Source organism: Chryseobacterium aahli, assembly GCF_022699665.1.
Classification (GTDB): domain Bacteria; phylum Bacteroidota; class Bacteroidia; order Flavobacteriales; family Weeksellaceae; genus Chryseobacterium; species Chryseobacterium aahli.
This window is the reverse complement of record NZ_JALDNB010000003.1, coordinates 180994-203344: the sequence shown is the minus strand read 5'-3', so window position 1 is coordinate 203344 and position 22351 is coordinate 180994. Positions and strand designations below refer to the sequence as shown.

Below are 22351 nucleotides of genomic sequence, written 5' to 3'. Positions count from 1 at the left end.
AGATTTTCTGAGGAATTTTTATTTGATCATCAAAGACAAATATTTTTAGATCAGATTATTTCATCAAGAATCTGAATTTATTAATGTTTTTAAGTGCAATACCCGTCCCACGAACTACAGCTCTCAAAGGGTCTTCCGCTACAAATACAGGCAATCCTGTTTTTCTGTGAATACGGTCTGCCAACCCATGTAGAAGTGCACCGCCACCTGCAAGAAAAATTCCTGTTTTATAAATATCCGTAGCCAATTCTGGTGGAGTAATTGAAAGTGTTTCCATAATAGCATCTTCAATTCTCATAATAGATTTGTCCAGGGCTTTGAAAATCTCTTGATAATTGACCATAATTTCTTTCGGTTTCCCGGTAAGAAGATCTTTTCCACGAACCGAAATTTCCTCTAAAGGAAAATCTAATTCTTCTAAGGCAGAACCAATCTCAATTTTTATTCTTTCTGCCGTTCTTTCGCCAATATCCAAATTATGTTGCGATCGTATGAAATAAGTTATATCGTTTGTAAAAACGTCACCTGCTAATTTTATTGATTTGTCGACCACGATTCCGCCCAAGGCAATCACAGCTATTTCGGTGGTACCACCTCCAATATCAACAATCATGTTACCTTCCGCACTTTCAACATCGATACCCGCTCCTATTGCTGCTGCCATTGGTTCATAAATCAATATTACTTCTTTGGCATTTACTTTCTGCGCAGAATCTCTTACCGCCCTTCTCTCAACCTCTGTAATACCTGAAGGAATACAGATCACGATTCTCAGTGCAGGTCGAATAAATTTACCCTTTATTTCAGTAATTTTTTTAATAAATTCTTTGATCATGTGTTCGGACGCGTGAAAATCTGCAATAACACCGTCCTTTAGAGGTCTGATCACTTTTATATTTTCATGCGTTTTACCCTGCATCAGTTTCGCCTGCTCTCCCACTGCGATTGCCTTACCCGTCAAACGGTCTATTGCGACAATTGAAGGCTCATCTATGACGATTTTATTATTATGAATTATTAAAGTATTAGCCGTCCCAAGATCAATTGCAATCTCTTCCGTAAACATATCAACTATCCCCATCTTACATTAATTTATAGTTGCTAAATGTACGGTTATTACTTGTATATACTTATCAAAATTAATTGGCCAGGGAGTTAAACAAACGTTAAAATGTTTTTTAAAAAAGATTGTGATATTTAAGTCTTCAAATAAAAAAGCATCTGGTATTGTTTCACATAAACCTTAAGAATTATTTACCTTTGCAATAGATCATCAACTACTAATTTCATTTTTCAGACTGATTTGAATTTCCAAAACAAAAAAAAATACGTAAGCTTTCTAAAGTTTAAAAGAGATTTTCAACAATATGGTCTCAAAAAAGCACGCAGCTACGAGATTATTCTGCATTGGCTGAAAAACCGTCTGAGCAGGAATCAATTTTTGGTACTGTCGGGAATTCTTGTAGGATGTACTGCTGGTTTGGCAGGAGTGATCTTAAAAACCATTGTCCATAATATTCATCATTTTATTACTCATGATGTTCATTTTGAATATCAGATTATTTTTTACATCATCTTTCCGTTTTTAGGGATTGTCTTAACAGCAGCCATTGTCATTGCGATATTCAAGGGGCAAGACAGAAAAGGAATTGGTGCTATTTTATACGAAATTGCTCAAAATTCGAGTATCGTTTCTAATGTTAAAATGTATTCTCAAATCATTCAGAGTGCCGTCACCGTAGGATTGGGTGGTTCAGCCGGAATTGAAAGCCCGATTGCTGTTACAGGTGCGGCCATTGGTTCTAACTACGCACGTACTTACCGATTAAGTTACAAAGAGCGCACGTTGCTTTTGGCGGCTGGCGCTACTGCGGGTATTGCTTCGGCTTTCAATGCACCTATTGCTGGGATCATGTTTGCATTCGAAATTTTGCTTACAGGCGTAGTTTTTACAGATTTCATTCCTTTGGTTGTTGCTGCGGTCTGCGGAAGTTTACTATCCAGAATTTTACTTCAGGAAGATATTCTATTCAGATTTTATACGAGAGAACCTTTCAACTATCTAAATGTCCCGTATTATCTCATCCTTGGAATTATTACCGGATTATATGCAAGATATTTCGTTGTGGTATCACAAAAAGTTGAACATTTTATCAATGGTTTAAATCTAAGCAGACTGAAAAAAGCAATGTTCGGTGGTGCCGTACTTTCTTTGTTGTGTGTTTTATTCCCGCCTCTGTTTGGTGAAGGATACGATACCGTTAAAGATTTCACCAACGGAAATGTAAACTCAGTGATTCACAACAGCTTTTTCAGATATTTTGAAATTAAACAGTGGACGATCATTCTATTTCTGATTTTGGTTTGTCTTCTCAAAGCTTTCGCCACTTCATTTACTATTTTCAGTGGTGGAAATGGTGGAAATTTTGCACCTTCTTTATTTGCGGGCGGGTCTGTAGGGTTTCTGTTCGCAGTAGTTTGTCAAAATCTGGGTTTCTCAGATGTTCCTGTCACCAATCTCATTCTGGTAGGAATGGCTGGTGCCATGAGTGGAGTTCTCTACGCTCCTTTAACTGCAATTTTCCTGATTGCAGAATCTAGTTTTGGATATGATCTGTTTATTCCGTTGATGATAGTTGCTGTAATTTCTTATTTAATTGCTAAATGGTTTGCTCCGATCTCTCCGGAACTTAAAACATTGGCAGATCAAGGGAAAATATTTACCCATCAACACGACAGCAATCTTTTATCTTCTTTACAAACAAAAGATTTTATAGATTTTGATTCTCAGACCATCAATGAAAACGCTTCATTGCAGGATTTATATGACCTCATCAGCAACGGAAGAAAAAACAATTTTGCAGTAATTGATGACAATCGTCAGCTCAAGGGAACTCTTACATTGGACGACGTTCGACCTTATTTATTTAACGAAAACGAAAAACTGAATCTCTCAAAACTTGTAAAAGTACCTGCAGCAGTAGTAATGTTAAGCGATAAACCGGTGAAGATTATTCAGACTTTTGATGATACCTCCACATGGAATCTTCCTGTCGTTGATGAAGAAAATAAATTTATAGGATTTATTTCCAAATCAGCTATATTAACGAGCTACAGACAATTGCTGAAAGATTATTCGTAAGAATTTTAAAATTTCCACACTAATAATGTCACTGCAAAAGGCACAGTAATATCCTAATGCTCCAACTTAGGTAGTTTAAATTTTAAAATTACAATAATAAATGTTCCTTTAAAAACTTCAGCGGATTTTTTTAAATTAAATAATTTTCTCCTTAAATTGTGACGGTGTCATCCCTGTATTTGATTTAAAAAACTTCGAAAAACTTGCATGATCATAAAAACCAAGATCATAAATGATATCTTTTACCGACATTTCAGAGACTTTAAGCAGACGCTTTGCTTCGAGTAAAATTCTATTCTGAATCAACGACGAAGCAGAAGTATGGAGATTTTTCTTTGAAATAATATTTAAATAGTTCGCCGAAATATGAAGCTTTTCTGCATAGAAAGAAACCGAACGCTCCTTTTTGAAATTTAAATCAATTAAACTTAAATATTTTGAAATGACAGGATTATTTTGAAATGTTTCGTAATCTTTAAAAACTTCCTCAACAGATTTACTGATGAGTAAACTGATGATTTCACAACGTTTCTGTATCATTTCCCAAAAGATATTTTGTGCCTCCATTTCTTTTTGGATGTATCGAAATTCATACAAAACAGACTGGAAAATATCCTCAGAAAGATCAACAACCGGATGATTCTGATAAAATAAAGCTGAAAACCTGAGCGAGGAAAGAAGATTTTCAAACCAGCTTCTGCTGATCATTAACTGATAACCTACCGTTCCTTTCTCAATATCCCATTGATGAACCTGATCCGGAAAGACCAAATGGATCTGATGATTGGTAATGGGATGCGAAACAAAATCGATGACATGAGTGCCCTGCCCTTTTTCAAATATATTGATGATGAAAAAATCATGTTTGTGAGGCAAATCTATGGAACGCTCACCGTGAAGTTCATTAAATAAAATCTGACCACCAGAATTTTGGTTTTCACTGAAATCCTGAATACCTAAAACGGGAAAGTACTCTGACTGATGCTTTATCCTGAATGATTTTACTTTAAAATTAGTAAAATTTAAAACAGAAAAGCATTCAAAAATAAAGTTTAATAACTTAAAGTTATTATGATTTCTTCATAGTCGAGTATTTTCTTTTACTTCAAAATATTATTAATATTTAATTTTAATTAACTTAAAACACAATATTCCCTTTATGAATCAGTGATTTCACGTCTGAAATTCTTGACACTGCCTCAGCCGAACAGCTCGCATCCAAAAAAACCAAATTCGCATCATCTCCCACTTTAGGCCATTGCTGTTTTCCCTGATCATCCAAAGGAAGCACATTTGCTGTAGCCAATTTTAAACTTCTCGATAATAAAAATTCAGTCGTCTGACCATACAATTGTGCATAAAGATTGGCTTTTTCCAAAACACTTCCGGTTCCGTATGTATTCCAATGGTCAACGATGCTGTCATTTCCTGTAAAAACCGTAACGCCATGTTTCTGCAATGTAGGAAGCGGCATAATCAAATTTCCAAATGGGATTGTGGAGACGATTCCGACCTGAGCATTTCCTAATTTGTCTGCAATTTCTTCCTGCTTATTTTTATCTAATTTATCTAGGACAAAACAGTGACTCAGAAAAGTTTTTCCCTTCAAAGAAGGGTTTTCAATGACTTTATCAATCAAATATTCCACAGTTTTCAAACCAGATTCTCCAGTTTCATGAAGGTGAATATCAATTCCTTTTTGATGATCTAATGCCAATTGTACAGTAAAATCAATCGTCTTTTCAATCGCACCATCAATCGTGTAAGGATCTACTCCACCGATAAAATCAATATCCATTGTTGCGGCTTCTTTCAAATATGGAACAGAATTTTTATAGAAAACACCGTGCTGCGGGAAAGCCACCAACTCTGCACCAAAAGTTTTCTTCTTATTTTCTAAAGCGATCTGCAGATTTTTCAATGAATCTAATTTTGAAGTCGGCTCGATATTCACATGGCTTCTGGCAAAAGAAGTTCCTTTGGAATGAAGCAATTCAATCATTTTTTCGGCTTTATGTGTAGAAGTTTTCAAAAGCTCGGGCATCAGTTTTTCTTCGAGTTCTATCATTCCTTTCACACCGCCTTTTCTTTTTCTCACCGCCTGCCATTTGTCGTCATAAAAAGTTTTATCCAAATGAATGTGCATGTCTTTAAAAGCAGGAAGCATAAGAAATTCTTTTGCATCAATTGCTTTTTCGTTGGGATTATTTGATGATATTTTGATGATCTTACCGTTTTCAATTTCAATCAGAAACAAATCGGTTTTTGTGGAAATCACTTCATATTCTTCATATTCAAAACCGGTTTCCAAACGAACATTCTTTAAAATTAATTTTCCGTTTGCTGAAATATTTTCGTCAGTAAAAATAGAAGTAGCAGTCATGATATTGGGTGTTAAAGTAAAGCCAGCCATTGCTAGTGCTGAGTTTTTTAGAAAATTTTTACGTGATATATTGTTTGAAATATTCATCTTCAATTTATTTAATACAAAATTAAAAAGAAGAAAAATGCCGCAGAGGTATAGTTTATCACATTATCTGTACGATTTATTACAATAAAAAGAGATGAAACATTACACCTCATCCCTCAAGAATTTATATTAATTAATTTTAAGAATATTCAAATTTTCTTACCGCTTCCAACGTCATATCAATTTCTTTATCTTTAATCGCATCGCTGATGAAATATGTTTCATAACCGCTTGGCGGAAGGTAAATTCCGTTGGTCAGCATCTGATGAAAGAAATTATTAAATAATGAATGATTTGCCTGCTGTGCCTCATCAAAATTCGAAACTCTGTTGATGTGGAAAAACACCGACATCATAGAACCTTTTCTGTTGATTTTATGAGCGATTCCTTTTTCATTTAAAATTTTTCCGATTTCAAAATTTAAAGTTTCTGTAGTTTTATTCAGATTATTAAAGAAGTTTTCGTCGCTTTTGATGAGTTGCAAAGTTTTCAGACCCGCTCTCATTGCTAAAGGATTTCCGCTCAATGTTCCGGCCTGATAAACTCCACCTTTTGGAGCCAAGTGATCCATGATTTCGTTTCTTCCGGCAAAAGCTCCCACTGGAAGTCCACCTCCGATTACTTTTCCGTAAGTTACCAAGTCAGCTTTTACATTATACAATTCCTGTGCGCCACCAAAAGCTAATCTGAAACCTGTCATCACTTCATCAAAAATTAGTAAAGCTCCGTTTTCGTCACAGATTTTTCTTACGTTTTGCAAAAAATTATTTTCTGGTAAAACACAACCCATATTTCCAGCAACCGGTTCTATGATAACCGCAGCAATTTCACCCTGATTATGTCTGAACAAATCCTGAACCTGCTCAAAATCATTGTATCTCGCCAACAAAGTATCTTTCGCCGTTCCTGCCGTTACTCCTGGAGAATTTGGATTTCCAAAAGTTGCCGCACCACTTCCTGCTTTGATCAAAAACGAATCTGAGTGACCGTGATAACAGCCTTCAAATTTTACAATTTTATCTTTTCCTGTAAAACCTCTCGCCAATCTTACCGCACTCATACAAGCTTCTGTACCTGAAGAAACCATTCTGATCTGGTCGATATTCGGAACATTTTCTGTGATGAATTTAGCAATTTCGGTTTCCAGTTCCGTTGGTGCACCGAAAGAAAAACCTTTCTCTGCCTGAATTTTTAATTCTTCTAAAACCTCAGGATGCGTGTGACCTAAAATTGCAGGTCCCCAGGAATTGATGTAATCGATGTACGTATTATCATCAGCGTCTGTAAGATATGCTCCTTTTGCAGATTTCATGAAAACGGGTACTCCGCCTACAGATTTAAAGGCTCGCACAGGAGAATTTACTCCACCCGGAATATATTTGTAAGCTTCTTCAAATAAAGCTGAACTTCTTTGGTATTTCATTATAGTAAGTTGATAGCTATTAGTTTAAAGCAAATAGTTATCAGTAATAAAACCAACAACCATCAACTGAAAACCAACAACCAATTTTAGTTTCTAGGTTTTTTGTCAATCAGATAGATAAGCTGTCCTGCAGCCGGTTTTTGACCTTCATCCATCCTGTTTTTTGCGTATAGTTTATTAAGTTTCACTCCGAATTTCTGAGCGATGTCGTGCATATCTTCTCCAGATTCTGCTTTATAAGTTGCCGTATTTCCTTCAGAATTTTTTGATTCAAGAAATACAATATCATCTTTTCTAAGGATATCAGATTCAAGATCATTCCATTTGGTCAATTTGCTGTCACTGATTTTGAATTTTTTTGCGATAAACTGTACATTCGTATCTTCAGGAATCACCACATATTTCAAACCTCCATTGGGATGGCTTTTAATTAAAATAGAATTAAGAATTTCTGCTTTGGTTTTGATACTTTCTACTCTCTGTTGTTGCTGAGCATAAGAAGTTGCTTTGTACGGAACTTTCACAGTAACCGGTTCTGCTTTTTTAACTTTTTTCGCGGGTTCAAGACGAGCCATAAAACTTCTGTCGTCCTTCAGATCGGGATATTTTTTCAGAATGGCATAGAGAACTTCTGTGGAATTTACTTCATCAAATTCATATAATTTATATCTTTCAATTTTTCCAATCAGAATTGATGCATATCTCGGATTTGTAGCATAACCTGCTTTTTTAAGACCATGCGCCCACGCTTTGTAATCTTTCATATCAAGATCAAAAAGCTTGGTGTAATATTTTCTTGTCGTGAGAAATATTGAATGATCTTCATAAGACTGTTTCGGATCTTCATACACACGGAAACACTCATTGGGAGCGTCATCAGTGTGCTTCATAGTTTTTCCGGTCCAGTCTTCCTTACATTTTATTCCGAAATGATTTTTCCCTTCCTGAGCCAATCGGCTTTGTCCGCCACCCGTCTCCAAAAGTCCCTGCGCAAGCGTAATTGAAGCAGGAATCTTGTACTTTTCCATTTCTTCAACTGCATATTGTGCAAATTTCTGGATATATTGATCTTCGGTAGTCCAGGTCTGAGCTGAGAATTTTGATAAAACTAAAAGGCTAATTAGTAAGAAAAGTCTTTTCATGTTTCTATTTTTTTTGAATTATTAAATGAACACTCATAAAGTTATTTTGTAATCTTAAATTATACATGAGTGTTTCATGTTTTTCAACTTTATAGGATTAAATTTCTATTTTGTTTTTCCAAAAGCATATTGGCTCCTTCTATTCCCTGCAAACCTCCGGTATGAAAACATAAAATTTTGCTCTCTGCAGGAAAATAATTATCATCAATCATTTCAAAAACTTTCTGCATCATTTTTCCCGTGTAAACAGGTTCCAAAGGAATAGCAAACTTCGCTTTAAAATCATTGATAAAACGGATATTTTCATCATTTATTTTACCGTAACCTCCAAGAGCAGCATCGGTTAGATGATAATTTCTTTTTGAGGTTAATTCTGAAATTCTGTTTTCCAAAGAAGTGTCTTCAACGACTTTAAAACCTATAACTTTCTGATTTTCTTCGCAAAACTCCGAAATCCCAGCAATCGTGCCTCCGGTTCCAACTGAGGTGCAAAGATAATCAAAATCTTTTGTATCGTTATTCATCATCATTTTGATTCCCTGAACAGCGTTTTCATTCGTTCCGCCTTCAGGAATAATCAAAGCTTCAGGAAATTCTTGTTGCAGAAACTCAGTCAGTTTTTCTTTGTGTCGGTATTCTTCACGGGTAACAAACTTCAGATTCATCCCATTTCTTTTGGCAGCAACTAAAGTCGGATTATCTGTCCATTTTTTCTCTAATTCTTCCCCTCTGATAATTCCTAAAGTTTGAATTCCAAATAAATTTCCAACTGCCGAAACTGCTGAAATATGATTGGAATAAGCACCGCCAAAGGTTATAATTAAAGGTTTTTCAGGTCGAGTTTCAAGATAATGATTAAGATTATGAAAAATCTTCCAGTATTTGTTTCCTGAGATCTGAGGATGAATAAGGTCTTCTCTTTTGATGAAAAGTTTTACGTTTTTATTAATCTGAATTTCCTGAATTGGAATCTTTTCTGTTGGAACTTGTAATAGCATCTTTGTTTTAAATGATATTTGTTTTACGAGTTTATTTTAATATGCTTTTTAAGCCACCCTTCAAAAATTCTTTGAATTTTCGCCACCCCACCAAAGGAGGGAATCTTCGGAACGTTATAACATTTCTAATTAATTAAAAATATTTCCAGAATCCCCATATCTTTCTTTTTTTCAGATAATTTAGATCATGCTCGTTTGCATACGCTTCTCTTTCAAAAGAGATGGCGCGGTAAGCCTGATGACCATTTTTTAGTTTAAATAAATGATAATAATACTCTCCAACATACGCAATATAAAAGAAGACAATCAATAATTCCAATTGCTGTTTAAGATGAATTTTTTCGTGATTGATGAGCACTCTATTCTTCTTATCTTCAGGATTTTTAATGAAAATAAAAGGATAAAGCGTAATGCCGTTTATTTTTGTATTTTTGAGGAGCTTTTGGCACACAATTATCATAATAACAAATATAAAAGTTTTGATTTAACTTATGGCGCATTTTGACATCAAAGAACATGAAGACTTTTACTACAACGAGCAAGGCTACAAGGTTTTCACAGAAAAATTCCATCTGAAACGTGGATATTGCTGTAAAAGCGGCTGCAGACACTGCCCGTACGGATACGATAAAAAGACAGACACATTTATAAAAATCATTAAAAAAAATAAATAAAATGAAGAAATATATTTTTATTTTGCTGGCAGCGACTTTAGGTTTATCTTCTTGCAGTCCTTTTAAAGTACGTTCAGATTATGCAGAAACTGCAAATTTCACTTCTTACAAAACTTATAAAATAAGAATTGATGATTTGAAATTGAATGATATCGATAAAGACAGAGTTTTGAACGAATTGTCTAAGCAATTGCAGACAAAAGGCCTTCAATCTGGAGAAAATCCTGATTTGATCGTCAACGTAAAAGCAAATCACAAGAAAATCACTGATATTAACACAACCAGTCCCGGCGGAATGTGGGGTTGGGGCGGCGGCTTCGGATGGGGAATCGGTATGAACAGAACCTGGACGAGTAACTATAACGAAGGAGCAATCATCGTAGATTTAATTGATTCTAAAACCAACAAGTTAGTTTGGCAGGGAATCGGAAGCGGTATTTCTGTTGACAGGCCGCAAGCGAAGCAAAAACAAATCCCTCAGATTGTAGCTGAAATTATGGCTAACTATCCTCCGGGAATGAAAAAATAAGAATTTGAAAATTCTAAAAAATAAAAGGTCAGTACAAAATTTTGTATTGACCTTTTTTTATGTCAAAAACCTAATTGAAATTGTATTTTAATTTTACTGAAATTTAATATTCAGATTCAAAAGGATTTGATAATTTGCTTTCGAGAAAAATGTAATTTTACATTGACCAAATTATCACATACAAAAATAAGATATGAAAAAACATCTTTTATTCCTTGTATTAGCGCAATTCGCTAATGCTCAAGCACCTTCAGGCTATTATTCGTCAGCAAACGGACTCACTGGAGCACCTTTGAAAACCGCTTTAAGCTCAATAATCACCAGCGGACATCAGGACAAAGGCTACAGCGGACTTTGGACTGCATACAAAACTACCGACATCGACAAAAACTATGAAAATGACGGCTCTATTTTAGACATTTATTCTGAAAGACCAACCTCGTCTGATCCGTACAACTACACACCTGGCGGTAACCAATGTGGAACATATTCTACTGAAGGGAATTGTTACAACCGCGAACACATCGTTCCGCAAAGCTTATTTAATGAAGCTTCGCCAATGAAAAACGATGTGCACTTCATCAGAGCCACCGACGGAAAGGTAAACGGAATGCGATCAAATTATCCTTTTGGGAAAGTAGGAAGTACAACTTTTACTTCTCAAAACGGTTCAAAACTGGGAAGTTCTTCATCTTCAGGATTTTCGGGAACAGTTTTCGAGCCGATTGATGAGTTTAAAGGAGATGTTGCAAGAATGGTTTTCTATTTTGTGACCAGATACCAAAATCAATTATCTGGTTTTTCTTCAGGAAATATGTTGGGAGGCTCGGCATTTCCCGGGCTGCAGACTTGGGAGCTGAATGTTTTGCTGACCTGGCATAATCAGGATCCGGTTTCTCAGGCTGAAATCAACAGAAATAATGCCTCATATACTTTTCAGGGAAATAGAAATCCTTTTATTGACAATCCAAACTATGTAAATCAGATTTGGGGATCTCAAACTCCAACCCAAGATACCCAATCTCCTACCGTGGTGACAAATCTTACCGTTTCCGGAAAAACATCCACCAGTGTGTCATTAACCTGGACTGCCGCAACAGACAACGTGGGCGTCACTTCATATGATGTTTACATGAATGGAAGCTTAAAATCTAATGCAAATACAACTTCAACAACAATTACAGGATTGAATCCTTCAACAGATTATAATTTCTACATTAAAGCGAAAGATGCTGCAGGAAATGCTTCTGCAAACAGTTCAACCGTTTCGGCGACCACAAACGCAGGAACAACAAACCCAAATCCTACGAATTGCGTGAACGAAACTTTTGAAACAATCCCAAGCTCTAGTGCATCCTCCTACACAACAAAAACATGGACAAACAGCGGAATTACCTGGACAGCTACAGATTCAAGAAGTGACCAAACCATTTCAAATAAAGCAATTACAGTGAGAAACGGTTCGTTGAAATCAAGCACATTTAGTAATGGTATTAATTCTTTAACTGTGACAACGCAATTAAAATTCAGTGGGAGTAACGGAAATTTCAATGTGCTCGTAAATGGCGTAAATGTAGGAACCATTCCTTACAGTACAACTGCGACAACAACTACGATTAACAACATTAATGTCTCAGGAAATGTGATAGTAAGCTTGGTTAATAATTCATCAAGCAACAGAGTAGCCATAGACAATCTTAGCTGGACTTGTTCTTCAGGATTTGCAAGACAAAGTGTGATGAATACAGAAAATACGCAGTCCAATGAACTGCAAGTTTACCCCAATCCGATTTCAAATCACGAGATTTTTGTAAAAGGTGAAACTGAAAATATTCAAAAAGCCGAAATTTATAATCTTCAAGGAAAAGTAATGCAAACCGAAAATCTGCCTTTCAAAAACGGAAAATCTATCAGAACACGAAATCTTCAGCAAGGAATCTATATTTTAAAATTAGATGAATCGAGCTTGAAGTTTATTGTGAAATAAGATTATTTTAATTTTTAAAAAAAGACTTCTCTGTTACAGGGAAGTCTTTTAGTTTTAGTATAGTATAGTATAAAATTATTTTGAAGTATTGTTTCCCTCTTTTATTGAGCGGGACAAAATTTTATTTTTCTTTAATAAAAAATCAGGCATTAAATCTGTTGGAAGGTGTAACATACTTTCTCCAGTGGTCTGAAGTTCTTCTTCAATTTCAGGATTCCAATTGAGAATGTCATTTAAACTAATTTTTAATTCTTCCGCAATAATTTTTAAGCTGAATCCTGCATTAATTTCGGTTTCAGATAACGATGATTCTTCTTTCAAGCCGGATCTTGCATCAAATACTTTCTGCATGCTTGAAGAATTGTAATTGGTCAAAACACTGTTGAGTTCTCCTGTTGCATAGCAAGCATTCAGATATTTTTTAACATGATTAATGGTTTCAGCCGGCAAATATTTAGAGAAAACATGATATTGACTTGAGTTGGCAGACTGCATGGCTTTGGCTATATTTCCTTCTCCACAATTGTACGCTGCAATAACAGTTACCCAATTGCCGTACTTTTTATAAAGATTTCCCAAAGAAACCACTGCCACTTTAGTACTTCTATAAATGTCATTGCGACGATCTGCCGTAAGTCCGTATTGATTTGCGTGAGAGGTCATAAACTGCCAAACCCCGACTGCGCCAGCATGAGAAGTAATGTTTCTATCAAAATGAGATTCAATTAAAGGCAAATTTCTCAAATGTTTTGGAAGTCCCTTTTTAGCTAAAGAATTTTCTATAAACTGAACAATGTCTTTATTCGAATTGATGATATTTTTGTATTTTCTTACGCTATTTTCAGAAGTGTCACTAGCCGACAAATACTGAGCAGATGTCATTTCAAAAGAAGCACAAAAGATGACTGCAAATACTATTTTATTGAAATAAATTTTCATTTTTACTATCTTAATTTTAAAAATCAGAATGCGTCAATAAGTTTAAGCATCCTGATTTTTTTCAATTGAATAAATTATTCGACTTTCCAATCAATTTTTTCATCGGTTTGGTTCCAATCAACGGTAAGGGTTTGCCCGGATTTCACTTCTTCCCGTACAATCATTTTTGAGATTGGTCTTGCCAACTGAGCTCTGATCACTCCGGAAATCTGTCTTGCTCCGTATTTGCTGCTGAATCCGCCTAATGCTAAATTCTTCACAGCTTCATCGGTGATAGAAAGCGTCATTCCTAATCTGTGAAGCGATTTGTGAAGCGATTTTAACTGAATATTAAAAATTCTCTCAGCAATAGATTCTGTAATTGGCGCAAAAGGAATAATTTCTGTAATTCTCGCTAAAAATTCTGGTCTGAATCTGCCTGAATTTGACATAATCTGCATCAAAGAAGATGATTCAGGAACTTTTCCTTCCTCAAATTGCTTTACAATTTCTTCGCTTCCGATATTTGACGTAAATAAAATCAAAGCATTGCTGAAATCTCCTTCTTTTCCTAATTTGTCATGTACTTTTCCTTCATCCATGATTTGTAAAAACACATCGAAAACAGAGTGATGCGCTTTTTCAATTTCATCAAACAAAACTACAGTATAAGGCTGCTGACGGATTTTATTCACCAACATACCACCTTCTTCATAACCGACATATCCCGGAGGCGCACCATACAATAATGCTGCTGAATGCTCTTCTTTAAATTCTGACATATCAAAACGAACCATCGCTTTTTCATCATTGAAAAGCAGTTCTGCCATAGATTTTGCCAACTCAGTTTTCCCGGTTCCAGTTGGACCCAAAAGGAAAAATGATCCGATTGGTTGTCCGGGTTTGTTTAATCCGCTACGGTTTTCAACGATGGCATCAGAAAGCACTTTCAATGCGTGATCCTGACCAACAACTCTGCTTAGTAAAAGAGATTCCATATTTAGAAGCTTCTCTTTTTCCTGCGCCTGAAGTTTCCCAATCGGAATATTGGTTTTTGCTGCCATTACTGCCGCCAATTCAAGTTTACCAACTTTTTCTCTTTTTGTAGAAGCGTGTTCTATCAATTCTGTAAAAGTATCTGCAATGACTTTCTGAAGATGCTCGATCGGCATAGAGTTATCAATCTGTGGCTGCTCTCGCAAAGATCCCCACAAAATCGGGCTGATTTTATCTCTTAGTAAATTGTAATTCCAGATTAATTCATCTGCTTTATCTTTTTCGTCTAAAAATTCTTCTTTCAGAATATTTTCATAATTTTCTTTCCAATCTTGAAGTTCTTTTTCTGAAAGTTCATCCAGCATTTTGATGGCGGCCATTGTTCGGTCAAGCAAATCGATTGCTGCATCCGGCAATTTTTTACCTTTTGCATATCTTTTCGCCAAACGTACACATTCGGGAAGTGCAGATTTATCAACTTCGATACCGTGGTGCTTTTTATAACCATCCAGAAGAACATCAATCATTTTCACACAAGTTTGTTCATCCGGTTCATTAACTGTAAGAACTTCGAAACGTCTGTTAAAAGCCTGTTCCGGCTCAATTATTTTCCTATATTCTTCTTGAGTTGTCGCACCAATAACAGTAATTTCACCTCTTGCCAATTCAGGTTTAAGAATATTTCCAATATTTCCGATGCTGCCTTTTGGATCTAAAAGTGAGTGAATTTCGTCAATAAAAAGAATGGCTTTTTCAATCTTCTTGCACTCTTTGATTACTTTTTTCAGACGGTCTTCAATTTCACCTTTATACGAAGTTCCAGCCAATAAAGCTCCTGTATCTAATTCTAGCAAAGTAGCATTTTTAAGCATTTCCGGAACATTTCCTTTGATAATTTCTGTAGCGAAACCTTCTACCAAAGCGGTTTTACCAACACCAGGCTCTCCAATAATGATAACGTTAGGCTTTGTTCTTCTACAAAGAATTTCGACCAGCATTCTCAGTTCTTTATCACGACCTATAATGTTTTCTAAAGTTCCTTGTCTTGCCTGTGCAGTTCGGTCTATGCAATAACTTTTAATGGAAGGAAAAGAATTGTCTGAATAATCAGATCCATTAGAAAAAAGTGAAGAAATTTCACTGTTTTCAGATGAAGCGTAAGGCGTATCTTTTCTGTACAAATTGAATATTTCGTGCTCCCTAAGAGGCAAAGACTTAAGTTGTTGTAATGTGAAAGCAACCTGCGGTTTTACAATTGCAGTCAGAATACAAATCGGAGTGATCTCATCTAAGCCTAATTTTAACCTGATATCATCGGCCTCTTCAAGAATCTGGTTTACAAATTCGCCCTCACCTACCTCAGCAGGAAGATGTGTGGTTTTTGGATAATCTTCGATTCGGACGTCTGCCCATTCGTAGAAATATCCGGGATCTTTATCAATGTTTTTTAAGAATTCATTGAGTCCGATATCTTTATGCATTAAAGCCTGAAGAATGTGTGGACCGCCGTATGTCGCATTGTAATTCTCTCTCGCAATGGACTGGGCGATGTGAAAAAGTTGTTTTACTGTTTCGTTGGTAACTAATACTCCCATTTATTTTTCAATATTAATATTTGTGGTGACATTTTATTTTGGTGTAACTAAAATAAGTTTTTTTTGTCAATCACTAAAATTAATAATGGTTTATTTGAGAGTGTGAGTGTTTTTAGAATTCAATAGTAATTTCAAATCTATTTATTTTGAATTTTAGCCCTTACCTCAGTTAAGATTTGTTTTAAAACTTCTTCAAATTAGCAAGTCTAAAAATTAAACTTCTCCTTACAAATATGCCTTTCTGTTTTTATTTTTTCTCCATTTTCACCTATTGAAAATTCAATTTTCTGACTGCATTCTTTATGATCATTTTCACTTTTAATAAAAATAAAAGAGCCAATTGTGAGCACGAATATGCTGATGATTGCTAAAACGAAAGTGCTTTTTTTCATTCTGAAATAAAATTGAAGTTTTTAAATATAAATCAAATATAAGATTTACTCTTATGCTTTAGTAGATTTTTCCGAAAATAGTCAAGCATAAAAAAAACCGCATTGCTGCGGTTTCTTTTAGTATAACCTATACAAGATGATTATCTACCCATATTTTTTAGTTGATCATATTGTTGCATATAACCGTCTACTCCTACAGTTGCAAGAATGAAAATAGTATAAATAAGCTGAATTGCTCCTAAGGCAAGCCCAATAATACATAAAATTCTTCCCGTATTCAAATTGCTGAAATCTGAATATTCTGATGGATTTTGATCATACAAAAGCTTATCACTTTTATATTTGTTTAATCCTATAAGTCCGCAGATAATACCTACTAAACCTGTACAACAACAAGTTCCAACGATTGACACGATTCCCAAGATTAGCACTGTTTGTGCGTTTGGCAGTTTTTGATTCATAATTTGATTTTTTTAATGTTTAATATTTTGATTTAAAAATAATGTTTATAAAAGTAAGAAAATACCATGATTAGTGAGTTAATAATTGCTAAAAATATTAAAATCTGACCATAATTTCTTTTTTTATCAATAAAATTGAGGGCTACAAAACCAAAAAACAAGAGCAAAGTATATACTGCAGGAAACATGTGGAATGCTTCGGTAAACTTACCATTAAAAACTAATACAATTGCCCTTTGGGTACCACATCCGAAGCATTCTATCCCTAAGAATTTTTTGCTTGGGCAAGGCAACATATAGTCTTCAATCTTCATAATTTATTTTGTGATTTTGATGAGGCTAAAATTAAGAAGAAATTTTCGCTCTGAGGTACTGATGCGGAAAAAAACTTTCTTCATTCATTTCAAAAGAACCTTGAACCGCAATATATGGGTTTCTGAGAATCTCTCTTGCCACAAAAATAAGATCAGCTTCGCCTTTTTGCAAAATTTCTTCAGCCTGAGAAGTTGAAGTAATCAAACCAACAGCTCCTGTTTTAACATCTGCTTCATTTTTAACCTGCGAAGAAAATGGAACTTGGTAACCGTCAAAAACAGAAATTTTCGCACCATGAATATTTCCTCCGCTTGAAACGTCTACTAAATCTACAGCATGATTCTTTAAAATTTTAGCTAATTCTACGCTATCATTGATATCCCAGCCGTTTTCAGCATATTCAGTTCCGGAAATTCTCACGAAGAGCGCAACATTTTCATTCAATTCTTCGTTTACAGCATCGACTATTTCCAATAAAAATCTACTTCTGTTTTCAAAACTTCCGCCATATTCATCAGTTCGTACGTTTGAAAGCGGTGATAAAAACTGATGAACTAAATATCCATGGGCACCATGAATTTCAATAACATCAAAACCTGCATGTACTGCTCTTTTTGCAGCATCTTTAAAATTCTGAACTAAATCTTTTATCTCTTCCACAGACAATTCATGCGGAATTCTTTCCGTAGGATGATACGGAATCGGGCTTGGAGCAATCGTTTCCCAGCCTTCTTCCAAAGAAATTTGTTTATTTTCCCAGGTTGAACCTTTTCTGCCTGCGTGAGCAATCTGAATTCCAATTTTTGAATCTGAGTTTTTGTGCACAAATTCTACGATTTTCTGAAGTTTTTCAGCCTGCTCATCGTTCCAGATTCCCATGCAGTAATTGGTAATTCGCCCGCGAGGTTCTACACCTGTAGCTTCCACCATGATTAAACCTGTTCCACCTTGGGCACGACTTCCGTAATGCACATAATGAAAATCATTAGCCAATCCGTTTTCGCAAGAATACATACACATTGGCGACATCACCCAACGGTTTTTCAACTCTACATTTCTAAATTTTATCGGAGTATATAACATTGAATTGAATTTTTAAAAGTTTAAAATTACAAATTTAGTATCGTAACAAAGATATTGCCAGCTTCCCTAAAAAGGATTACATTTATCGCCCTTTTTACGGCGACAAAATGAAAAAAGATATACAAATCGGTTACGAACATTTCACAAGCATCAGCGAACTGACTGAAACAGAAAAACTGCTTTTTGAAAAAGCAAAACAAGCACGTGAAAATGGCTATGCACCCTACTCCAACTTTTTGGTAGGATGTTCGGTTTTGCTGGAAAATGGAGAAATATACACGGGAAACAATCAGGAAAACGCAGCATTTCCATCAGGACTTTGTGCGGAAAGAACCGCTCTGTTTTGGATTGGCGCTAATTTCCCTAATCAGATCATACAGAAAATATTCATTATTGGCGGACCGAGAGAATTTTCAGAAAAAACTCCACCCATTCCGCCTTGTGGAGCGTGCAGACAAAGTCTGATGGAATATGAAACGAAGCAGAATGAAAATATTGATGTTTATTTTTCAAATTTAAATGAAGAAGTTTTTAAGGTAAATTCTATAAAAGATTTGCTACCGTTTTATTTTGACTCGACATTTTTGTAGATTGAGGATAAGGTTAAGGCTGAGACTTAGGTTAAAAAAATAAGTGCAAACCCCACAGATTATGCAAATTTGCACATATAAAAATTATTCTCAAAATTTAATTTCAAATCATTGTGCGAGAAAATTCTCTCAATTGATGTTTTATAGAATTTTTAAAAAACCATCGTAAAAATTAACAATTTCTCATTGCCTCTTATGAATTAAAAACTTAAATTTGCCCTGATTTAAAAAAGGGAATTCGGTGAAAATCCGAAGCAGACCCGCTACTGTAAGTGATGTTTGATTATATTAAGAAAACATACACAAGTCAGACACCTTTTTAAATTTATTACATAGATGAAGCTTTCGTGGAGTGAGGCGTAGTCGGTTTAAAAACCTATTTGTATCAAACAATAATAGGTTAATTCCTTCTATTCATTACATTCACAAAGCCATCATTAAGGCTTTATTAGAATTGAATGAATACATATTTTTACTCTGCTTCGCTGCTGTTTTTGTTGGCTACACCTGTTTCTCTTTTTTCGCAAGAAAAAGAAAGTGACAGCATTCGTACTGAAACAATCAAGGCTCTTATCCTCAATATGAAGCGTCAGGAAACCGGTGTTATTTCTTCACAAAAACTTTCCGGTGCCGAGCTTGAAAAACTGAACAGTACTTCTGTTGCAGATGCTGTGAGGTATTTTTCTGGAGTCCAATTGAAAGATTATGGCGGAATTGGCGGAATGAAAACAGTAAATATCAGGGCGATGGGAACACAGCACGTTGGTGTTTTCTACGACGGAATTGCACTTGGAAATGCACAAAACGGAACGGTAGATTTGGGTAGATTTTCTTTAGACAATTTAGAATCAATCTCATTGTACAACGGCCAAAAGAGCGAAATTTTTCAGTCCGCGAAAGACTTTGGTTCTTCAGGATCAATTTATTTGAAAAGCAGAACTCCGGTTTTTAAAGATTCTAAAAAAACCAATATGAATCTTCACTTCCGCTCGGGATCTTTTGGAATAATTAACCCATCAGTATTGCTTGAACAAAAACTTAATGACAATATAAGCGTTGCCTTAAGCACAGAATATCTTACTGCAAATGGCGAATATAAATTTCATCAGAGAGTTGCTTTACCCGATGGAAGCCTCGGTTGGGAACGCCAAGGTACAAGAACGAATGGTGATGTGGAAGCTCTAAGGGCTGAAGCAGGAGTTTTCGGTAAAATCAATAACGGAACTTGGAAACTGAAAACCTATTATTACGATTCTGAAAGAGGAGTTCCTGGCGCCGTGACAAAATACAATGATATTTTCTCGAGCCGACAGTGGGATAAAAATTTCTTTGTACAGGGAAGTTTTGAAAAAGAAATTTCTCCTAAATATAAATTTCTCATCAGTTCAAAATTTGCTGATGACTACACTCATTATTACAATGATAACCCAGGCGGAACGCCACTTTTCATCGATAATACATACAAACAGCAGGAGGTTTATATATCAACCGCACACCAATATTCTCCTTATAAATTTTGGAAAATCAATTTATCTGTAGATTACCAATTTAATACTTTGGATGCCAATTTAAGACAGTTTGCCTATCCCGAAAGAAATACAGAGCTTGTGGCATTGGCTTCACAGTTTGATTTTAAAAAATTTAAAATACAGGGAAGCGTTTTAGGAACTTTTGTGCAGGAAAAAATAGAAAACACCCTATTTTCGACACCTCAAAACCGTTCTGAATTTACGCCTACGGTATTCGCTTCTTATCAGCCGTTTTCCGCAGAATTTAAAGTTCACGGTTTTTATAAAAGGATTTTCAGGATGCCTACGTTCAATGATTTGTATTACACGGAAGTCGGAAGTTCGCAACTGAAACCTGAATTTACCAATCAGTACGATCTAGGATTTACATTTAACAAAGATTTTAATTCAAGTGTTTTAAAAAACATCAACCTGATTGCTGATGCTTATTACAATCGTGTTCAGAACAAAATTATAGCTTATCCAAAAGGACAACAATTCCGCTGGACGATGGAGAATTTGGGTGAGGTGGAAATAAAAGGAGTTGATCTTTCGGCTCAGACAATCTGGCTTCTTTCAGAAAATTTATTATTGAGCAACCGTTTTACTTATACTTTTACAGAAGCTTCAAATATTAGCAAAACTAATATTACTTCTTACTACAGGCATCAGATTCCTTACACCGCAAAGAATAATGCAAGCGCATTATTGGGGCTCACTTATAAAGACTGGCAGCTTAATTACAGTTTCGTCTACGTTGGCGAACGGTACAATATGTCTGAAAACATTCCGGTAAACTACGAACAGCCTTGGTACACGAGCGATATTTCCGGAACGAAAGAATTTAATATGAAAGACTGGAAATTCAGATTAGGCCTGGAAGTAAATAATCTTTTGGATCAGAATTACAGCGTTATCCAGAATTACCCAATGCCAGGACGAAATTACAGAGTCAGCCTGAGAGTAACCTTTTAATGAGATTCAGACATGAAAAAAATATATTTATTCTTAGTTTTCTTTTTAATTCTTACAACTCAGTCTTGTAGGGAAGATTATGATTACATTAACTACGGTGCAATCTACACGGGAGTTCAGGAGCCGGAAGACATCAACATCAAAGGTCTTTATGTACTTAATGAAGGCAATATGGGAAGCAACAAAGCTTCGATTGACTTTTTTGATTATTCTACCGGAGTTTTTACAGAAAATTATTACAATGCTCAAAATCCTAATGTTGTAGGCAGTCTGGGAGATGTGGGTAATGATATTAAAACATATAAGGATAAACTGTATGCGGTTATCAATCTTTCCAATTATATTGAAGTGATGGATGCCAAAACAGCTAAACACATTGGTGAAATCCAGATTCAGAACTGTAGATACATTAATTTCCATAAAGATTACGCTTATATTACATCTTACGGTGGTGCCGTGGGAGCATCACAAACTGGATATGTGGTAAAAGTAGACGTCAATACCCTGCAAATTGTCGGTAAGCTCTATGTTGGGAAACAACCCGACGAACTTGAAGTCGTAGGAGATAAATTATACGTTGCAAATTCCGGTGCATACAGTGGTCCTGATTATGATAATACTGTTTCTGTCATTGATCTGAATACTTTTACCGAGATTAAAAAAATACCTGTTGCCATCAATTTAAGTAAAATTAAAAAAGATGACACTGGAAAGCTTTGGATAACCTCTAGAGGAAACTTCGGAAATATCCCTCCAAAAACTTATGTTTTAAATCCTCAGACTGATCAGGTTATCAAAGAGTTTAATATTCCTGTAAGTAATTTTTCAATTGTAGAAAACAGACTCTACTATATCAGCTATGAATGGACTTCCGGAGGAACTGTAAGCAGCTACGGAATCATTAATACTGACATGCTAGAAAAAACAAGCAGCAATTTTATAACAGACGGAACAGATACCAAAATTGTCATTCCATACGGCATTGCTGCAAACCCTGTCAATGGTGATATTTTTATTTCAGACGCTAAAGACTATACTTCTTCCGGCGAACTTTTCTGCTACAACAAATTCGGAAAATTAAAATGGAAAGTCAAAACAGGAGACATTCCGGGACATTTAACTTTTTTATACAAATAATTCAAAAAAAATAATT

At 35.3% G+C, this 22351-nt stretch carries 19 protein-coding genes and 1 riboswitch; of the genes, 7 read left to right on the top strand and 12 right to left on the bottom strand.

The genetic code is table 11. The features are described from left to right. Positions 1 to 55: 55 nt before the first annotated feature. Positions 56 to 1081 (bottom strand): rod shape-determining protein, encoded by a 1026-nt coding sequence (locus MQX03_RS07025; RefSeq protein ID WP_242802276.1) that lies wholly within the window; start codon positions 1079 to 1081, stop codon positions 56 to 58. A gap of 222 nt (positions 1082 to 1303) precedes the next feature. Between MQX03_RS07025 and MQX03_RS07020 the strand changes: the two genes are divergently transcribed. Beyond that, positions 1304 to 3142 carry a chloride channel protein gene (locus tag MQX03_RS07020; protein ID WP_242802275.1) on the top strand — a complete coding sequence of 613 codons (1839 nt, stop codon included), beginning with the start codon at positions 1304 to 1306 and terminating at the stop codon, positions 3140 to 3142. Positions 3143 to 3277: 135 nt separating this feature from the next. On the opposite strand, the gene MQX03_RS07015 is transcribed toward MQX03_RS07020, so the two are convergent. From MQX03_RS07015 to MQX03_RS06990, 6 genes are all read right to left on the bottom strand, one after another. Continuing rightward, entirely contained in the window at positions 3278 to 4018 is a 741-nt protein-coding gene (locus MQX03_RS07015; RefSeq protein ID WP_242802274.1) for a helix-turn-helix domain-containing protein, read from the bottom strand. A gap of 262 nt (positions 4019 to 4280) precedes the next feature. Continuing rightward, a complete protein-coding gene (locus tag MQX03_RS07010) occupies positions 4281 to 5525 on the bottom strand; it encodes an amidohydrolase (RefSeq protein ID WP_394801740.1) in 1245 nt (414 codons plus the stop codon). 226 nt (positions 5526 to 5751) lie between these two features. After that, positions 5752 to 7035 carry a glutamate-1-semialdehyde 2,1-aminomutase gene (gene hemL / locus MQX03_RS07005; protein ID WP_242802272.1) on the bottom strand — a complete coding sequence of 428 codons (1284 nt, stop codon included), beginning with the start codon at positions 7033 to 7035 and terminating at the stop codon, positions 5752 to 5754. Positions 7036 to 7121: 86 nt separating this feature from the next. Beyond that, positions 7122 to 8177 carry a glucosaminidase domain-containing protein gene (locus MQX03_RS07000; protein ID WP_242802271.1) on the bottom strand — a complete coding sequence of 352 codons (1056 nt, stop codon included), beginning with the start codon at positions 8175 to 8177 and terminating at the stop codon, positions 7122 to 7124. A gap of 89 nt (positions 8178 to 8266) precedes the next feature. Then, complete coding sequence (locus MQX03_RS06995; protein ID WP_242802270.1) at positions 8267 to 9175, bottom strand: 1-aminocyclopropane-1-carboxylate deaminase/D-cysteine desulfhydrase; 909 nt, start codon at positions 9173 to 9175, stop codon at positions 8267 to 8269. Between the two features lie 133 nt (positions 9176 to 9308). Further along, on the bottom strand, positions 9309 to 9635 hold the full coding sequence (locus MQX03_RS06990) for a hypothetical protein (RefSeq protein ID WP_242802269.1): 327 nt from the start codon (positions 9633 to 9635) through the stop codon (positions 9309 to 9311). A gap of 31 nt (positions 9636 to 9666) precedes the next feature. Here MQX03_RS06990 and MQX03_RS06985 point away from each other — a divergent pair, with 31 nt between their 5' ends. The 3 genes from MQX03_RS06985 (at position 9667) to MQX03_RS06975 (ending at position 12365) form a co-directional block, all read left to right on the top strand. Then, positions 9667 to 9849, top strand: coding sequence for a DUF5522 domain-containing protein (locus MQX03_RS06985; protein ID WP_229985603.1), 183 nt, complete (start codon positions 9667 to 9669; stop codon positions 9847 to 9849). 1 nt (position 9850) lies between these two features. Next, on the top strand, positions 9851 to 10378 hold the full coding sequence (locus MQX03_RS06980; protein ID WP_242802268.1) for a DUF4136 domain-containing protein: 528 nt from the start codon (positions 9851 to 9853) through the stop codon (positions 10376 to 10378). Between the two features lie 193 nt (positions 10379 to 10571). Beyond that, positions 10572 to 12365, top strand: coding sequence for an endonuclease (locus MQX03_RS06975; RefSeq protein WP_242802267.1), 1794 nt, complete (start codon positions 10572 to 10574; stop codon positions 12363 to 12365). A gap of 75 nt (positions 12366 to 12440) precedes the next feature. Here the strand turns inward: MQX03_RS06975 and MQX03_RS06970 are convergent, their stop codons facing one another. From MQX03_RS06970 to namA, 5 genes are all read right to left on the bottom strand, one after another. Beyond that, positions 12441 to 13304 (bottom strand): lytic transglycosylase domain-containing protein, encoded by an 864-nt coding sequence (locus MQX03_RS06970; protein WP_242802266.1) that lies wholly within the window; start codon positions 13302 to 13304, stop codon positions 12441 to 12443. Positions 13305 to 13378: 74 nt separating this feature from the next. After that, on the bottom strand, positions 13379 to 15874 hold the full coding sequence (locus MQX03_RS06965; RefSeq protein ID WP_242802265.1) for an ATP-dependent Clp protease ATP-binding subunit: 2496 nt from the start codon (positions 15872 to 15874) through the stop codon (positions 13379 to 13381). Positions 15875 to 16406: 532 nt separating this feature from the next. Beyond that, positions 16407 to 16727 carry a CCC motif membrane protein gene (locus MQX03_RS06960; RefSeq protein ID WP_242802264.1) on the bottom strand — a complete coding sequence of 107 codons (321 nt, stop codon included), beginning with the start codon at positions 16725 to 16727 and terminating at the stop codon, positions 16407 to 16409. Between the two features lie 32 nt (positions 16728 to 16759). Next, entirely contained in the window at positions 16760 to 17041 is a 282-nt protein-coding gene (locus tag MQX03_RS06955) for a DUF2752 domain-containing protein (protein WP_229985610.1), read from the bottom strand. 31 nt (positions 17042 to 17072) lie between these two features. Next, positions 17073 to 18125, bottom strand: coding sequence for an NADPH dehydrogenase NamA (gene namA / locus MQX03_RS06950; RefSeq protein WP_242802263.1), 1053 nt, complete (start codon positions 18123 to 18125; stop codon positions 17073 to 17075). A 107-nt stretch (positions 18126 to 18232) separates the two neighbouring features. Between namA and MQX03_RS06945 the strand changes: the two genes are divergently transcribed. From MQX03_RS06945 to MQX03_RS06935, 3 genes are all read left to right on the top strand, one after another. Then, entirely contained in the window at positions 18233 to 18715 is a 483-nt protein-coding gene (locus MQX03_RS06945; protein ID WP_242802262.1) for a cytidine deaminase, read from the top strand. A gap of 186 nt (positions 18716 to 18901) precedes the next feature. Continuing rightward, positions 18902 to 19052: riboswitch (cobalamin riboswitch) on the top strand. A 121-nt stretch (positions 19053 to 19173) separates the two neighbouring features. Next, positions 19174 to 21198, top strand: coding sequence for a TonB-dependent receptor plug domain-containing protein (locus tag MQX03_RS06940; RefSeq protein ID WP_242802261.1), 2025 nt, complete (start codon positions 19174 to 19176; stop codon positions 21196 to 21198). A gap of 12 nt (positions 21199 to 21210) precedes the next feature. Further along, complete coding sequence (locus tag MQX03_RS06935) at positions 21211 to 22335, top strand: YncE family protein (RefSeq protein WP_242802260.1); 1125 nt, start codon at positions 21211 to 21213, stop codon at positions 22333 to 22335. Positions 22336 to 22351: the final 16 nt, after the last annotated feature.

Excerpts from the sequence above, each read along its gene's own strand:
- MQX03_RS06965 (WP_242802265.1), bottom strand. The coding sequence starts at position 15,874 with ATGGGAGTATTAGTTACCAACGAAACAGTAAAACAACTTTTTCACATC.
- hemL (WP_242802272.1), bottom strand. The coding sequence starts at position 7,035 with ATGAAATACCAAAGAAGTTCAGCTTTATTTGAAGAAGCTTACAAATAT.
- MQX03_RS06935 (WP_242802260.1), top strand. The coding sequence starts at position 21,211 with ATGAAAAAAATATATTTATTCTTAGTTTTCTTTTTAATTCTTACAACT.
- MQX03_RS06945 (WP_242802262.1), top strand. The coding sequence starts at position 18,233 with ATGAAAAAAGATATACAAATCGGTTACGAACATTTCACAAGCATCAGC.
- MQX03_RS07000 (WP_242802271.1), bottom strand. The coding sequence starts at position 8,177 with ATGAAAAGACTTTTCTTACTAATTAGCCTTTTAGTTTTATCAAAATTC.
- MQX03_RS07025 (WP_242802276.1), bottom strand. The coding sequence starts at position 1,081 with ATGGGGATAGTTGATATGTTTACGGAAGAGATTGCAATTGATCTTGGG.
- namA (WP_242802263.1), bottom strand. The coding sequence starts at position 18,125 with ATGTTATATACTCCGATAAAATTTAGAAATGTAGAGTTGAAAAACCGT.
- MQX03_RS06990 (WP_242802269.1), bottom strand. The coding sequence starts at position 9,635 with ATGATAATTGTGTGCCAAAAGCTCCTCAAAAATACAAAAATAAACGGC.
- MQX03_RS06995 (WP_242802270.1), bottom strand. The coding sequence starts at position 9,175 with ATGCTATTACAAGTTCCAACAGAAAAGATTCCAATTCAGGAAATTCAG.
- MQX03_RS06980 (WP_242802268.1), top strand. The coding sequence starts at position 9,851 with ATGAAGAAATATATTTTTATTTTGCTGGCAGCGACTTTAGGTTTATCT.
- MQX03_RS06975 (WP_242802267.1), top strand. The coding sequence starts at position 10,572 with ATGAAAAAACATCTTTTATTCCTTGTATTAGCGCAATTCGCTAATGCT.
- MQX03_RS06970 (WP_242802266.1), bottom strand. The coding sequence starts at position 13,304 with ATGAAAATTTATTTCAATAAAATAGTATTTGCAGTCATCTTTTGTGCT.
- MQX03_RS06940 (WP_242802261.1), top strand. The coding sequence starts at position 19,174 with ATGAATACATATTTTTACTCTGCTTCGCTGCTGTTTTTGTTGGCTACA.
- MQX03_RS07010 (WP_394801740.1), bottom strand. The coding sequence starts at position 5,525 with ATGACTGCTACTTCTATTTTTACTGACGAAAATATTTCAGCAAACGGA.
- MQX03_RS06955 (WP_229985610.1), bottom strand. The coding sequence starts at position 17,041 with ATGAAGATTGAAGACTATATGTTGCCTTGCCCAAGCAAAAAATTCTTA.
- MQX03_RS06960 (WP_242802264.1), bottom strand. The coding sequence starts at position 16,727 with ATGAATCAAAAACTGCCAAACGCACAAACAGTGCTAATCTTGGGAATC.
- MQX03_RS06985 (WP_229985603.1), top strand. The coding sequence starts at position 9,667 with ATGGCGCATTTTGACATCAAAGAACATGAAGACTTTTACTACAACGAG.